This is a genomic window from Polaribacter sp. MED152 (assembly GCF_000152945.2).
GTDB lineage: Bacteria > Bacteroidota > Bacteroidia > Flavobacteriales > Flavobacteriaceae > Polaribacter.
Window position 1 is genome coordinate 1,138,055 of the sequence record NC_020830.1, and the last position, 16,436, is coordinate 1,154,490.

Genomic DNA, 16,436 nt, shown 5'->3' on the forward strand with positions numbered 1-16,436 from the left:
GATTTTTAAAATAGTTTATCTGGTGCTACTAATTTATTTAAAGATGAAATATTAGCTTCTGAAAGCAGTGATAAACCAAATTGAAAAGAAGCGTTCATCCAACCAAAACCTTCTTGGGTAATGTACTCAAAATCGGTACCTACATTTCCATATTCTGCAAACACTTTGTGAGTTGCAGCTACAACATCGTACTTTTCAGGTATTGTACCATTATAATTTACTGCATTGATGGTTATCATATACAACCATCTATACACTAATTCTTGTAATTCGTTTTGAAAATCATGGGCTTTTAGGCCTTTCCAAATCATCATTTGGTGAGGAGCCCAACCATTAGGATAATCCCATTGACGTTGAATTGCATTTTTAGGTAAGTTAGCATTCATGGCTCTTGAAGTACCTGCAATACCACCTGATTCTCTTAGTTGACTCATTAGAGAATGAACCATTTTTGGAGCATCGTTTTCGTGAATACCTGTCCAAAGAGGAACAAAATTAGAAGCACTTACAAAATGAGTTTGTAGTTTATTTTTAAAGTTATAATCAAAAAACTGCCCTTTTTCTTCATTCCACATCAAGGCATACATTGTTTCTAGCCTTTTCTCAGCCTTATTTTTCCATTCAGTAGAAGTGTATTTATCGAATTTATTATTAAAATAAGTAGCTATAATATGTGCAAAATCAGATTCGTATTTATACAGTAAACTATTGAGTGTTACCGTATTTAAATCTGCACAAACATTATCTAATCTCCATGATGTATCATGACCAGATTCACGTAAACTTCTATCATGTGTAAAATAGCTATCTAATTCTGATTCTTTAATTTTACCTAATTGATATTGCTCTATAAATTCTTCAATACTCAATCTATGTTTTTCAGCAAAACCAGCTAAGACATCATCAAAATGACCTTTTTCAGTTTCTGGAGGAATCCCTAAACCTTCTGCAAAATATCTATTTAAACCATTATTTGTTAATCGTTTACCTTGAATCATCCAAACAGTTTCGTATTCTTTAATTGCAGTTCTAAGATGACTCTCTAACCAATTAGTATTTTGTGTAACCTCAAACACCTCTAAAATTAAACTTGTGTAAAATGGGGGTTGAGTTCTAGTTAAATAATAACTTCTATTTGCATTTAAAATTTTACCATAATTCTCAATCTGATATTGAAAATTATCTGCCATTGCTTTTGCTAAATCAACTTTACCATCGCAAAGTAAACCAACAGCCTCAAAATAACTGTCCCAACCATACATTTCATTAAATCTACCTCCAGGAACTACAAATGGCACTGCTTTAATTTCGTTTTGATTTTCCTCTAATTTCAAGCTTAGTATGCCAGGTTTATTATTAATTGATTTTACAAATTCTGGAGTAATATTAACGGGTAACTTGGTTGTTTTAATTGGTAATTTATTTTCTAAACTTGTGTAGTATGTGTAAGCCAAATCATCTAAAAAAGGTACATATACTGGTAAAATACTTGCAGTAAGTTCATCATTTTTAGTATCAGTAATTAAGGCTTCAATACCTAATTCATCCATACTTCTTGTTAGGCCTTTCCAATAGAAATCTTTTATCATTCTAGAAATCCTATTCGCAGGTAATTCATTAATATTTTCATATTTTATTTCAGCAAAGGTTTTACCTAATTGCTTCTGAATTACTAATTCTTGTAATAAGTTTGATAAATGATAAGTACCCTCAATAACCATTGATTGGCCATCTTCTGAAATTAAGTTAAACGCCTTTGGACCTTGATCTTCAATGGTAATTTTTTTATCACCATCTGTATCTTCCTGATTCAACAGATTGTTAATATTATCTTGTATATGAACTTTAAAAGTCATTAGGCAACCACCGTTTTTTTCTTAGACATTCTATCTATCAATAAAACAAAAATGATTAGCAAAATCATTGGAATTAATAAAAAGTAAAATGCATTTGCACCACCAACAGTTTCAAATAATTCACCAACTACTCTAGAGCCAATTGTACCTCCTAAAGCAGAAAAAATGATGATTAGTCCAGACATTGCAGAATGTAATCTTTTGGGTAAAGAACTTAATACTGTAGAGTTTAATAGTGGATAAATTGGAGCTATAAACAAACCTATTAACGGCAAAATAAAACCTAAAAATGGAACATCACCAATGGCTGTAATTTCTACAAGATCTGTACTTTCTTTTAATTGAGGTAGTACAAAAAGTAAAATTGCCCCAGAAATTACAATGCAGATTACTACCAATATTACCCAAGAAATTCGTTTGGTTAAATAACCTGCTACAAATCGTCCTAGAGCCAAAGAGAGTGCAAAAATTATAGCCATTTGTACACTTAATTTTTCTGAGAAAAAGAAAATCTTTTCGTTAAAACGTGGAAGCCATGTCATAATTCCCTGCTCTATCATCACAAATAGAAAAGCAGAAATGATAAAGACTAAAACCAAAGGCACTATAATTAATTTAGCAGATGCTTTTATATCTTCTTGTAAACCATTTCCTGACGTTTCAACTTGATATTCCACCTTTGAAAAAAACAGGAATAAAAAAGAAATCAAAATTAAAAAACATAAAACGTAATAAACATTTAACCAGCTATTGGGATCATCTGAATAAAAGAATGGAAATAAAATATAGGCTAATGCAATACCAACCATGAAAAAGCCTTCTATAGAACTCATTAATGATGAATGTTCTTCTTTTGTTTCTGTAACCAACCCAATTAAGGAATACACAGATAATTTGATTAGTGCAAAACTAACACCAATTGATAAAAACAGGACTTTAGTATACACAAATGAGTTACCAAAAATCATTACTAAGCAACCAAAGAAAACAATTGCTAAAGCTGTTAACATTGCTTTTTTGTAACCAAACCTTGGTAAAAACGAGGCTATAAAAAAGGATACAATTGCAATTGGCAAATCTTTAAACGCCTCTAAAACCGAAGCTTGTGATTCAGAAACGCCATAAACATTTATAGATTTTGCGATAACAATACCAACACTATTTAAAAGAATAGCAAATACAAAGTAATTTAAATAAATTGAAATTTTGATTCCTAGATTTTTCATAAATTTCAGCTTTAATTATTCCTTAACTACTTCTGCATCATTATCAATTGAAGTTTTTGGAACATTTAAACGACTAGCTAAAAAAGCAGATATCACAAAAAACACACCTGCAAATAACATTGCATTAACTGCATTATCACCTAAGATATATTTATAGATTGGTCCAAAACTTAATGTTTGAATAAACATTGGAATTACAATCATCATATTTAAAATTCCCATATAAACTCCTCTTCGATCTTGAGGAACAATTTTAGAAACCATAGTATATGGAATTCCCATCATTGCAGCCCAGCCAATACCAAATAAAACCATAGGCACTAAAGCTAGATTTGGATCTGAAATATATGGAATTGCAAATAGCGCTATTGCAGTACCCAACAAACTTAAAGCATATATTTTTTTACCTCCAAATCTAAGAGTTAACGGCACCAATGCTAAAGCAACAAGCATTGTTACTGTATTGTAAGTTAAACTCATTTTTGCTGCTTGAGAAGCCGCTTCTGATGTTGTATAGCCTAAGGTCTTTTTAAAAAGTGGTGTTGTAAATTGCCAGTAAATAAATAACGCATACCATTGAAAAAGATAAACACCTCCAATTTTCCACATAAACTTTGGCATTTCTTTTACAGCATCTATAATCTCTGCAAATGGCTGTGTAATTCTTTGAGTAAAGGGCAAACCTTTAATCTTATTAATTTCTTCTAACTCTTCTTCTGCTGGCGGAATTTCTGGTGTTTTAAATACAGAGTATAAAATAGTTGTAAGTGATAAAAACGCACCTATAAAGAAGGAATAATACAACCACTGAGGAATTGTACCTGCTTCTTCTACAGATTCTCCTCCAAACCAATATTGAAAAAGAACTATAGAGCCATTGGCCAATAAAATTCCTGCTCCTACAAATAAACTTTGCATTTGATAACCCAAACTTAGTTGTTTTTCTGGCAATTTATCGCCCACAAAAGCTCTGTAAGGCTCCATAGCCATATTATTACCCACATCTAAAATCCATAGTAAACCAACTGCAAACCAAAGTACAGGACTATGAGGAAATGCAAACAAACAAATACTACCTAACAAGGCTCCTATTAAAAAGTAAGGTTTTCTTCTCCCCCATCTTTTAGACCAAGTTTTGTCTGACATAGCTCCAATAATTGGTTGTACAATTAAACCTGTTACAGGACCTGCAATATTTAAAATTGGAAGCATATCTTCTGGAGCTCCAAGGTATAAGAAAATGGGGTTTATTGCTGTTTGTTGCAATCCAAAACTATATTGAATTCCTAAAAACCCGACATTCATATTAAAAATCTGCCAGAAAGATAATTTTGGTTTGGCTAGTTTCATATTTTGTAATTTAATCTTTAAAATAAAAACCCAATTTGGCCTTTATAAACACTCATTATTTTATCAATAAAATTGATTTTTAGACAAGTTGTAAGTATTGGTTAATTAAGCGTGTATCAGCAATCTATTTAATTATTATTATAAATCAGAATTAATTAAAAATAAAATTAAATTGAAACACCGAAAACGATTTAGATGCTTTCTAAATCGTTTCAATTTAATATTTAATTTCTAAATAAACTAAAAAGGTCTTATTCATTTTTTACTGAATAAGACCTTTTCTAAATTATAAATTCTCTTATAACTTTAATTTGTAGCAGCTAATTTTTGAGTAATATAAGAACCTACATTTCTACCTTGTTCTACACCCACTTCTACAGCAGCTCTGTAATGAATACCTCCATACATTCTACTAATTGCAGCTTCATCTGCAGCATCTGCAAAAGAATCAAAACTTCTAATTGGTAATCCAAAAGGTACTTCTGTATCATCATCAAAAGCAAAGTTATCGCCAAAAATTGAGGTTAACACTGTTGAAGCTGCTCCTGACACTACAGAATGTCCACTTGTGTATTCTGGAAAAGGTGGTGTCTGTAAAATTGGCACCCAATCTGGATCTATATTTTGATTTATTAATGTTTCTGGACGAATTAAATTACTTCTGTATTTCTCATCCCAACAACTAATAAAAGCATCTGCTATAGCTAAAGAGGTTTTAGTGTATGCATTTACAGTTTCCATAAAATTTGCATCGGTTTTTCTTGCTGCAATTTTTACAATTCCAATCCAATGAGCACCTGGAGAAATTTTCTTTGTAGCAAACATAAAATGACCTCTAGTTACTGATACAAAAGGATTACAGTCCCAAAATTGGGCAATTGCAATCTCTTCTGATGTATCACCTTCTTTCGTAATTTCTTCGCTAATTGTATATACCTCTAGTAATTCTTTATAGAAATCTGAGTCTTTATCTAAAGAAAATTTTGGTGGTGGAATAGGCTTAAACTGGTCTGCAGTTTCTAACAGAAATGGTCTTATTTTATTCCAATGAGGTTCTATACCTTCCATATATGCAGGAGGTGTTGGTTGCCAACGAGAAGGATCGTCTGTATCTACAGTAAATTTTTCCATGGTTCTTGTTTCGCTATAATTGTCTTTATCCATCCAAGATTTTACATGTTTTACTACTTCTGATGCGTAATTTTTAGACGCAAGAAATTCTTTCTTATTACTGTTTTCCCACTTTGCAAATAAAGAATCTTTTACAATATCAATTTTATCTTCCGAAAAAACCAACATTTTGCTAATTTCCATATGAGCAATTAGTGCTGATAATTTTAAATTAATTGGGGCATCACTGTTTGCTTTAGGTATTGCTTTTAAACCAGTAACTGTATTTGCTAAAGATGAATATACACTATCTTTTTGTACCATAATTTCGTAAGCAGCTATATTTGGATAAGCAAAAACTCTACTTGCTACTGGTGGAGAAAAGATATCATGAATCATTATTTGAGATACTTGATCTACTGAAGCATGATAGTCTTCTGCTGAAATATTTATAGGTTCGTTAGAAGTATTACAGCTATGGAGAACTGCAATCACAAACACAAACTTTACTGTTTTTAAAACGTTTTTTAATAAATTACTCATACTTCTATTATACTTATTTATTAGTATTTGTAATGAACGATTGCCCATTATTAGATAGCACTAACAAACTATCTTTATTAATCGGAATAATTTTTCTACCACAGAAATTTCTTGGAAGTTGTAACGATTTATTCTGGTTAAAATCACCATTTACAAATTGAAACGAACCTCCTGAATTTGAACTACTTTTACCTAATTCTGTTACAAAACCATCAAAATTACCAGTATAATAAATATGATTTCCATTGACATAAAAATCTTCAATTGTGCTATACTGAGCTTCTTTTGGTAAAGGAATTTTTATAAATGATTTACCATCATTTATAAATGCCATAGAACGTAATTCAAAAAGAGTTTTAGTAGTTAAAATATCTTTTTCTTCTTTTAACTCTAAATCTTTAATAGAATTTACCTCTGCAAAAGTAGCATATTTTAAAAACTTTTTCTTGATTATTGGTAACTGCTGAATAAGTTTTTCTTTAGTTGCAAAAGGTACGTTTGTTCCAAAATAGTTGTAAAAAATGATTGGGTCTATTTTGTAGTTTTTGTCAAAATCATCTACATACATCGTTACTGGTTTTGCAACACTAGCCTTCCATTTAAAATTTTGACCTGTATTCCCTGCTAAAATATCTAAGTTACCATCGTTATTTAAATCTTTTAAATCAATAACATTCCACATTCCATTGGTGTTTTCTAAACCAAATTCTTTTGTTTTATTTTCTAAATTACCCTCTTTATTGATAGACCAAACAGTTATGGGCATCCAGTCTCCTGCAAGAATAAGTTCTACAAAACCATCATTATTTAAATCGGCCCATTTACTGTCTGTAATCATTCCGAATCTTTTCTTAAACTGAATTTCGAAATTGTTGTTTCCAGTGTTTTTTAAAATGTAGCTAAAAGGTGATAAACCATAAGCATTTGGAATAGATCTACTGCCTATAAATAAATCTTGTAAACCATCATTATTATAATCATAAGAAGAAACAGAACCACCATTTGTTGCCAAAAGTGTAGCATTCAATTTTGTAAAGTTGGATTTACCATCGTTAATATAAACTCTGTCTTCTAATAAAGGATCTCCCTCTTCATAATCACTTCCACCACTTAAAGCGTAAATATCTAAATCATTGTCATTATCTATATCTAAGGCAATTGCATCTACATCTTCGTACATAGCATCCTCTTTAAAGATGGGCAATTCTTTTGGAGTAAAATTTCCTTTTGCATTTTGCATAAATAATACTGGCTCTTGGTTTCTTGCACCTCCTATAAAAAGATCTTTTAAACCATCTCCATCAAAATCTGCTTGTACATAAGAAGGCCCTTCTGTAGACAGTTTTTCTGGAATTAAACCTTCTTTTTCATAATCTAAAAAAGTATTTTCTTTGTGCTGATACGAAAATTCTTGAGGTTGAGATTTATCAACTTTATTGTAAGCATAAGCTGATGTTTGCTTCTTTACAACCTCATGTTCTTTATTTACAGCAAGGTCTTTTAAGACGGTCTTAGTATTATCGTTCCAAATAATTTGAAGGGAGTCTATTTTTGCGATATCTGCTAAACCAAAATGTACTTTTCGAGTAGAACTAGATAAAAAGCCTTTTACAGTATGCTGTTCTTTGTAAAATGTTTTTCCATTTGCAAACAAATAAAGCTTAGTTCCATTTGAATTTAAACCTTTATTTTCCTCAAAAATATTTAAAGTAAGATAATTACTATTTTCAGATTTATTTTCTAAAATTGTTGCCTTTTCATTTATATTATTGACAACAATGTCTAAATCTCCATCCAAATCTAAATCTGAATAAGCAGCTCCATTAGAATAGGTTTCTGAGTAACTTTGTTTGCTTTTATTAAATTTTAAATCACCCTTATTTGTAAACAAAACATTTTGAAGTTTTAAGGTAGGCATTACATCTATTAACTTTTGCTCTAAAGTATCTTGCAAAGTTTCTGTATACTTTGCAAAATCGACATTACTTATGTAATTGATGTAATCTAAATCATTTGGTCTTTTGTATATTCCGTTTGTAATGTAAATATCATTTAATCCATCATTATTGTAGTCTAAAATAAGAGGAGACCAGCTCCAATCTGTAGCATGTGTATTTGTAAAAAGGGCTACATCTTTAAAATAAGTGTCATGATTTAATTGCAAATGATTTCTAGAGTATTGCTGCTGAAAACCAAAAGACTTTTTAATTTCATTTACTTTATCTGAATCTTCACCTCCAGATTTTAAAAATACATCTGCTTTGTAAGGCATCATGTCTAGAGTAATAATATCTGGTTTTGTATCATTATTTAAATCGCCAGAATCTACACCCATTGTAAATCTAGAAGTATGATTAAAATAGCTTTCACTAGATTCTGTGAAAGTTTTATCGCCATTATTGATGTATAAATAATCATTTTCATGAAAATCGTTCCCAACATAAATATCGATAAAACCATCTTGATTTACATCTGTTGTTGTAATTGCCAAACCATAACCCAAAGCACTGTTATAAATACCTGCGTCTTTGGTTACATCCTTAAATTTAATTTGACCTTTTTCTGATTGATTTTCAAACAAAATATCTCCAGCTAAAACATCACTTTTATTTCTTAACTCTTTATTACCATAAGAGTATGTGGAATGTACAGAATGATTTAGAAGATACATATCTACATCACCATCTTTATCATAATCGAAGAAAGAAGCTTGTGTAGAAAATCCAGAAAAATCTAAACCATATTCTTTGGCTTGCTCTTTAAAGGTGTTGTTTCCTTGATTAATGTACAGCTCGTTTTTAGCCTGTAAGCTTTTGTAATTACCCACTTTACAAACGTAAATATCTAGCAAACCATCATTATTAATGTCTACCATTGTTACTCCTGTAGACCAAGAATTTTCTTTACTAATATTACTGGCTAAAGAAATGTCTTCGAACTTTAAATTCCCTTTGTTCAAGTATAATTTATCTGCTTTTTGGTTGGCTGTAAAGTAAATGTCGTCTAAACCATCGTTATTAATATCACCCAGAGCAACTCCACCACCATTGTAATAATATAGATATTCAATAATATTTAAATCTCCTTTTGGTGATAAATCATTTGAAAAATCTACGCCAGAAAAGCTAGCTTTAACATCTTTAAATTTAGTGCCAAGTTGATTTTCTGAATCTTTATTCTCTTTATTTTGAGAACAGCCAATTAGAGCAAGTAACGTTATTAAACCTAATTTTTTAATCATAATTAATAGTTGTAAACGTTTATAGAATCATTATTTCTAGTGATAAATAATTGATTATTAATAATTTTAAAATCTCTTATTTGACCTTTTACCTTTAAACCTTTTCCAGACTTATATAATTCAAAATTTAGGTTTCCATTATTTTCTAGATAAGTACCAAATGAGGCATCATATCTACCAAATTCTGGTTTTACTCCATTTAAATTACCACCCAAAATAATATCTTGATCACCATCATTATCAAAATCGGATATTGCTATTGCATAAACTGGAGAAAGTTGTGCTTCTAAAGGTAAATTTAAAATATCGAAGGTAAAATCTCCTTGGTTGATTACTATTAAAGAATTTAATGTATTTGCCTCTAGCTTTGTGCTCTCTTGCAACTGTGTTTCTGTAAAAATATCTGTTATTGATGCGTTTTTAAATGATTGATAATCTGGATATTTCTTACTCAAATATTTTAGCTGATCTACTAAATTATGGCGAAGTGCATAAGGATATAATTTACCATCTTCACCTGTTAATGATAATATTGGATCTAAGAATCCATTTTTATCATAATCATTAACAAACAATTGAATAGGATTTTCTTTACTGGCCTTAAATCTGCTATTTAAACCATGATTTCCTAGTACCAAATCTAAATCTCCATCATTATCTAAATCTGCTTTTTCTAAAGTATTCCACCATCCTTTTAATTCTGCAAGTGGATGATTTTGCAACTTAGAGAATACGCCGTTTTTGTTCTGAAAAACATGAATTCCCATAAACTCGCCAACCACCACTAAATCTTCAAAACCATCTTTATTTATATCGATAAATAAAGCATCAGTAATCATTCCTAAATCCTTAAAGACGTTTGTGTTTGAATTTTCAAAATTTCCTTTACCATCATTTAGTAATAAAAAACCTGAACCTGGTATCCCATAAGAATTAGGTATTGCTCTTTCACCTACAAACAGATCTAAATCATTATCATTATCTACATCAGCAACTGTAACTGTACTAGAGCTATGGTAACCTTGTTTGGTAGGTAATTTTTGTTTTGATAAGGTGTAATTACCTAAACCATCATTTATATACAACTTATCTAAATAGTTTGCACTAAACTTTGTAGTTTCTATACCCCCACTACAAACATATAAATCTAAATCACCATCTGAATCTGCATCAAACAAAATGCTCTCTGCATCTTCTGCAGCTCTTTGTAGGTTGAAACTTTCGTTCTCTTTTTGCACAAAATTATTATCTTTTTGTAAAAATAGGGTAGATGCTTTTCCTTTAGAACCTCCTATAAAAATATCATCTTTACCATCGTTATTGACGTCTCCAACACTCATTTTAGGGCCTTCTGTACTTCTCATAAAAGGCAATAGACGTTCTACGTTAAAATCTACATAGTTATTTTCTTTATGTTTAAAATCTAAAACATTCTCTGCTTTCGTAAACAGGATATCATTAAACGTTGAAGGTGCTACTGCATCTGTAGCATCTTTTTCGAATAATGTTACTGTTTGATCTGCTTGCAAATCACTAACGAAAGTAGATTTACCTGAAGGCCAAGTAACGATTAATGACAATTCACCAGGGTTTATAAAACCAAAATTTGGTCTATTATCCATAGAAGACTGAAAACCTCTTACAGGTTGTTGCTCTAAAAAATAGTGTTCTGTATCGTTAATTAATTCTAACTTAGCTCCTATAGCATCTTTATTAGCTCCTTCTCCTTTTAAGATTACTTTTAAAAAATGCGTGTTCTCTACATTGTTTTGGTAAACAAACAATGGCATATTTACGTTATTCACAATAAGATCTAAATCACCATCATTATCTAAATCACCATAAGCTGCACCATTAGAAAAGCCTTTGGTATCTAAACCATTTTGTGTTAGTTCAAATTTTAAATTTCCCTGATTTAGGTATGCATGATTTTTTACCTTGTTAGAAGGAATAATATCAATTAGTTTTTTATAATCTACCTTGTCATTAGTAACGATAGATTGAATAATTTCTTGGTTTGATACGTATCTTAAATAATCTTGATCTGTAAGGTCTTTATAAATTCCGTTTGCGATAAATAAATCTTTTAAACCGTCATTATTCATATCAAAAAAGATGGCACCCCAACTCCAATCTGATGCTTCTACGCCACTAAATCTACCTACTTCATTAAAAGTTAAATCTGTATTATTCAGTTGTAACATGTTTCTGGTAAACTGATGATAATAATCGTTTTTTAGATTGTATTGGTATTTGTTCCAATCTTCAAAAGTGGTTACTGTTTTTAATCTTTCATATTCACTTGGTAACATTTCTGTTACAAAGATTTCATTAAAACCGTCGTTATTAATATCTGCAGCATCTGCACCCATAGATGCACCACTAATTGAATTAATTGAAGTAGTTAACTGCTCTTTGAAAGAACCATTTTGCTGATTGATGTACAAGTAATCTCTCTCGAAAAAATCATTAGAAATATACATATCTTCCCAACCATCATTATTAAAATCGCTAACTGTAATTCCTAAACCAAAACCAATTACACTGCCATAAATTCCGGCTTTTTCACTTACATCTACAAATTTTCCATCTCTGTTTTCGAAAAATTTATCACCTCCTAAAACATCTCTTTTTGGTCTTTCGTTTTTGGTAAGGTTAAAACTTCCAATAGCTTGATAAGAGTTATTTAAAAGGTATACATCTAAATCACCATCTTTATCATAATCAAAGAAAGATGCATGTGTAGAAAAGCCTAAATCTGCCAAACCATATTCCTCTGCTCTTTCTGTAAAGGTTAAATCGCCATTATTGATAAATAGTTCATTTTGTTTGTTATCTCCTTGAACATCACCAGAATTACAAACATAAATATCTAAAAAACCATCTGCATTAATATCTACCATAGAAACACCTGTAGACCATGCCTTTGTACCTACTATTTTAGCAATTTCAGAAATATCCTCAAATTGAAAATTACCTTTATTTAAGTATAACTTATTATCTGATAAATTTGAGGTTAAATACACATCTTGCAAACCATCATTATTGATATCACCAATAGCTACACCTCCACCATTATAAAAATTTCGATATTTATACACATTAAAATCATTCGTAGATTCTAAGTTATTTTCGAAATTAATACCAGTTACTTCTGGTGGTAATAATTTAAATTGTGTTATTTCTTTTTGCTCATTATTACAAGCAAAAATTATTAGTAGTAGAATAAATGGGAGTTTTCTTAACATTCTTTTATTTAACTAGTGAATTGTATTTGTATTCTAAATTTTCGATTAACACAGAAATATCTCTATCTGATTCTATTTTAACCTGAATTTGTCGGTTGCCATCTACTTTTACAATAGCATTGTTTTTGGTAGTGATAAACTCGTTTCCTGGATACCATTTTAGTAACGTATCTTTAACTACAGGTAATAATTTATCTGATTGTAAATCTTTATTCCAAGGAGCCCAAGCAGAATAAGAGAATTTCATATCCATAGCTGTAATTTTGTTGTACGCATTAAATCTTGCATAGAACAACATTACCATTCTTTTAGTAGCTTGTGTGCTATCTTTTGGCTCTAAAATAGTTTGTACATAATCATTATTCTGGCCATGAGTAGCAACACCTTCTTTATTCAATTGCCAACAAATATCATAAAATTCTTTTCTTGTTTGCCCAAACTTTAGGCCGTGAAAAATAGAATCGTATCTTTTATTACTCGCCAACTCTTTTTTAACCAGTTTTGTGTAATCTGATTGACAAGATTGGATTAGAAAAAAACTAAATATAAAAATTAGAAGTTTATAAATTTTAAATGTTCTCATTGTTCTATTTGCTATCATTTATCTTTAAAAACACTAAGTTTTCGTTGTTAATTGTGGTTAAAATATAGTTTTTATTATTAATTTTTGTTTTATGAAAATCTCTAATTTGGCCTTTTACATTCAGAGAAGTAATTTCTCCAAATTTTTTACCATAAACATCCCCTAACATCAACCAGCCATAAGATGCATCTTGACGTCCAAACTGTGGTTTTACCAAATACTGGTTTCCTCCAAATATAATATCTAAAACACCATCATTATTTGCATCCACAGTTTCAATTGCCTCAATATTTGAATATTGAATTTTACTTGGCAACTCATACATTGTAAATGTATTATTTTCATTTAAAAACAAAGCTGATTTTGTAAGCATAATATCTCTAACTATAGCTTGATTTAATTGCTCTTTGTTAAATATTGAAGACATGCTAGCATTTGCATAATCTTTATAATAACGAAGCTTGGGTTTTAAACTTACAATTTGAGAAATTAATTCATCTCTATCTAAAACTGGATAGTATTTGCCATTTTTTGCATAACAAATAATCTGCTCTACTTTTCCATTATTATCAAAATCGGACACATAAATGCGTAGCTTATTTTTTAGAAATGTATTATCTCCTTTATTACCTGCTATAATATCTAAATCGCCATCTTTATCAATATCTATAGTTTTCAGAGTTTTCCAAAAACCAGAATAACCATCTAAATTATATTCTTTTGTTTTGTTAATTAATTGACCATTGATATTTAGAAATACAGAAATTGGCATCCATTCTCCTGAAATTATCAAATCTTTTCTTCCGTCTTTATTAATGTCTTTCCACTCAGAATCTGTAATTAAACCAAGGTTATTCAATGCGTTTTGCTCTGAAATTACAAAATTATTATCGCCTTTATTTTCTAACAAATAACCATTTACAGGCACACCATAAGCTTCTACCCTAAAACGTTCTCCAACAAAAATATCTTCATCTCCATCATTATCAAAATCATAAACACTTACTGTAGATGAACTTATAGGTTGATTGAATGGTAATGCTTTTTTGGCTTTAATAAAATTACCTTTACCATCATTTATATACAAACGATCGTGCAACAAATAATCGAACTTGGAATACGCTTTTCCACCACTTGTTACATATAGATCTAAATCACCATCATTATCACTATCAAAAAATACTGCATCTGTATCTTCTGATGATTTATTTACAATAAAAGGTGCTCTAATAATTTGAAAATTTTCTGAATTTTGAGAAAGAAACAACTGTCCTAATTGCCCTTTTGCTCCACCAATATAATAATCTAACTTTCCATCTTTATTTACATCTGCGCTTGCAATGTTAGGGCCTTCATTACTGAACATCTCTGGCAAAAGTTGTTCTCTGTTAAAATCTACAAATTTATTTTCTCGATGTTTAAAACTAAAAATAGAATCGGTTTTTACGAAGTATTCTTCTTTTAAACTGATTTTAGAATCAACATCTTTAGTTTCTTTTTCTGGTTGTTGAAATGAGTATTGCTGATTGGTTTTTAATTTTTTATACTTAGAAATGGATGTATCAGGCCAAGTAATTACTAAACTATCAATAATATCTGTATCTCCTAGACCAAAAACTAAGTTTGTGGTTACCGAGCTTTGAAAACCTCTTGATGGGTAATTTTCTAAAACACTGTATTTATCGTCATAAAAAATTTCTGCTTTTGCACCAATTGCAAACTTGTTTGTTAGACCTCCTTCTAATTTTAGAGTGATACTTTTATATTTTGAACTATCTGTTTGGTTTTGATAAATAAAGGCTGGCATGTTTACATTATTTACAACTAAATCTAAATCGCCATCATTATCTAAATCTGCATAGGCACTACCATTGCTAAAACTTGGTTTGTTCAAGCCCCAATCATTGGTTTTATCTTCAAAATTAAAATCACCTAAATTTTGATACATAGAATTTGGAAGTGCTTGAGAGGGCATTAACTCAATTAAATTCTGAATTACATTACTCCCATCTTTAATCATTTCCTTAATTCGCTCTCCATCTTCCATGTAGTTTAAATAATCTCTATCTAATAAATCTTTATAAATTCCATTACTGATAAAAACATCTTTAAAACCATCATTATCTGCATCAAATAATAATGAAGACCAACTCCATTCTGAAGCTGCAACATTAGAGAATCTACTAATTTCTAAGAACCTTCCAGACCCTAAATTTTGATGTAAGGCATTTCTACTAAACTGTTGATGATAGCCATTTTTTACAGCTGCATCATATTTGTTCCAAGACTCAAAAATTGTTTTGGTACGTTGTCTTTCTAAATTTTTAGGCAACATTTCTGTAACCATAATATCTATGAAAGAATCATTATTTAAATCTGCAGCGTCTGCACCCATAGAACCCATAGAAATAGATTCCATTTGATTGGTTAATTCTTCTTTAAATTTTCCGTTTTTTTGGTTGATATATAAATAATCGCGCTCAAAGAAATCATTAGAAATGAAAATATCAGGCCAAGAATCATTGTTATAATCGCTTACAGTAATTCCTAAACCAAAACCAATTGCACTTGAATAAATGTTAGATTCCTTAGTAACATCTGTAAAAAAACCATCATCATTTCTTAAAAGTTTATTCCCATTTGCAGAAGGTATATTTCGTTGGTTTTTAATTAAATCATAATTACCCACAGAACGAATTGAGTTATTTAACAAATAACAGTCTAAATCACCATCTTTATCATAATCAAAAAAATTGGCTTGTACAGCTAAACCTGTAATATCTAATCCATATTTTGCAGACTGCTCTGTAAAAGTTAAATCGCCATTATTAATATACAGTTCATTATGTCTATTTTGTTCTCTTGGAGGCCCAGCTTTACAAACATAAATATCTAGAAAGCCATCATTATTAATGTCTACAAAACTTACACCTGAGCACCAACTATCTTTAGAATTAACTTTAGCTATATCAGTAATATTTTCGAATTTAAAATTACCTTTATTTAAGTATAGTTGATTATCAACCAAGTTACCTGTAAAAAAAACATCTTCTAAACCGTCATTATTAATATCTCCTAAAGCAACTCCACCTCCATTGTAAAAATTCTTATAAGTATATGGATTTAAAGCTTCTGTAACCTTTAAATCATTAAAAAAAGTAATGCCAGAATTGGTTTGCTCTAAAAAGAGCGATTTATCATTTTTAACATCTTTACAAGAGGCAAAAATTATTAGAAGTATTAGATAAATTCTATAATTAATAGTCATTAAATGATAAA

At 30.0% G+C, this 16,436-nt stretch carries 8 protein-coding genes; all 8 read right to left on the reverse strand.

The features are described from left to right. Nucleotides 1–5: 5 nt before the first annotated feature. A complete protein-coding gene (locus MED152_RS05085; RefSeq protein ID WP_015480788.1) occupies nt 6–1,856 on the reverse strand; it encodes an alpha,alpha-trehalase in 1,851 nt (616 codons plus the stop codon). Then, nucleotides 1,856–3,082: a sugar MFS transporter gene (locus MED152_RS05090; RefSeq protein WP_015480789.1), complete on the reverse strand. Its 1,227-nt coding sequence runs from the start codon at nt 3,080–3,082 to the stop codon at nt 1,856–1,858. Before MED152_RS05090 ends, MED152_RS05085 begins: the two co-directional genes overlap by 1 nt. Before the next feature lie 15 nt (nt 3,083–3,097). Beyond that, nucleotides 3,098–4,432 (reverse strand): MFS transporter, encoded by a 1,335-nt coding sequence (locus MED152_RS05095; RefSeq protein WP_015480790.1) that lies wholly within the window; start codon nt 4,430–4,432, stop codon nt 3,098–3,100. A gap of 306 nt (nt 4,433–4,738) precedes the next feature. Beyond that, nucleotides 4,739–6,085, reverse strand: a complete 1,347-nt coding sequence (locus MED152_RS05100; protein ID WP_015480791.1) for a vanadium-dependent haloperoxidase — start codon at nt 6,083–6,085, stop codon at nt 4,739–4,741. 13 nt (nt 6,086–6,098) lie between these two features. Further along, entirely contained in the window at nt 6,099–9,326 is a 3,228-nt protein-coding gene (locus tag MED152_RS05105) for a VCBS repeat-containing protein (protein ID WP_015480792.1), read from the reverse strand. A gap of 2 nt (nt 9,327–9,328) precedes the next feature. Next, a complete protein-coding gene (locus tag MED152_RS05110; protein ID WP_015480793.1) occupies nt 9,329–12,574 on the reverse strand; it encodes a VCBS repeat-containing protein in 3,246 nt (1,081 codons plus the stop codon). Nucleotides 12,575–12,578: 4 nt separating this feature from the next. Next, nucleotides 12,579–13,157: a hypothetical protein gene (locus MED152_RS05115; protein ID WP_051058599.1), complete on the reverse strand. Its 579-nt coding sequence runs from the start codon at nt 13,155–13,157 to the stop codon at nt 12,579–12,581. Nucleotides 13,158–13,161: 4 nt separating this feature from the next. Then, entirely contained in the window at nt 13,162–16,425 is a 3,264-nt protein-coding gene (locus MED152_RS05120; protein WP_015480795.1) for a VCBS repeat-containing protein, read from the reverse strand. Nucleotides 16,426–16,436: the final 11 nt, after the last annotated feature.

Coding starts and splice junctions, on each gene's coding strand:
- MED152_RS05085 (WP_015480788.1), bottom strand. CDS start 1,856: ATGACTTTTAAAGTTCATATACAAGATAATATTAACAATCTGTTGAAT.
- MED152_RS05090 (WP_015480789.1), bottom strand. CDS start 3,082: ATGAAAAATCTAGGAATCAAAATTTCAATTTATTTAAATTACTTTGTA.
- MED152_RS05095 (WP_015480790.1), bottom strand. CDS start 4,432: ATGAAACTAGCCAAACCAAAATTATCTTTCTGGCAGATTTTTAATATG.
- MED152_RS05100 (WP_015480791.1), bottom strand. CDS start 6,085: ATGAGTAATTTATTAAAAAACGTTTTAAAAACAGTAAAGTTTGTGTTT.
- MED152_RS05105 (WP_015480792.1), bottom strand. CDS start 9,326: ATGATTAAAAAATTAGGTTTAATAACGTTACTTGCTCTAATTGGCTGT.
- MED152_RS05110 (WP_015480793.1), bottom strand. CDS start 12,574: ATGTTAAGAAAACTCCCATTTATTCTACTACTAATAATTTTTGCTTGT.
- MED152_RS05115 (WP_051058599.1), bottom strand. CDS start 13,157: ATGAGAACATTTAAAATTTATAAACTTCTAATTTTTATATTTAGTTTT.
- MED152_RS05120 (WP_015480795.1), bottom strand. CDS start 16,425: ATGACTATTAATTATAGAATTTATCTAATACTTCTAATAATTTTTGCC.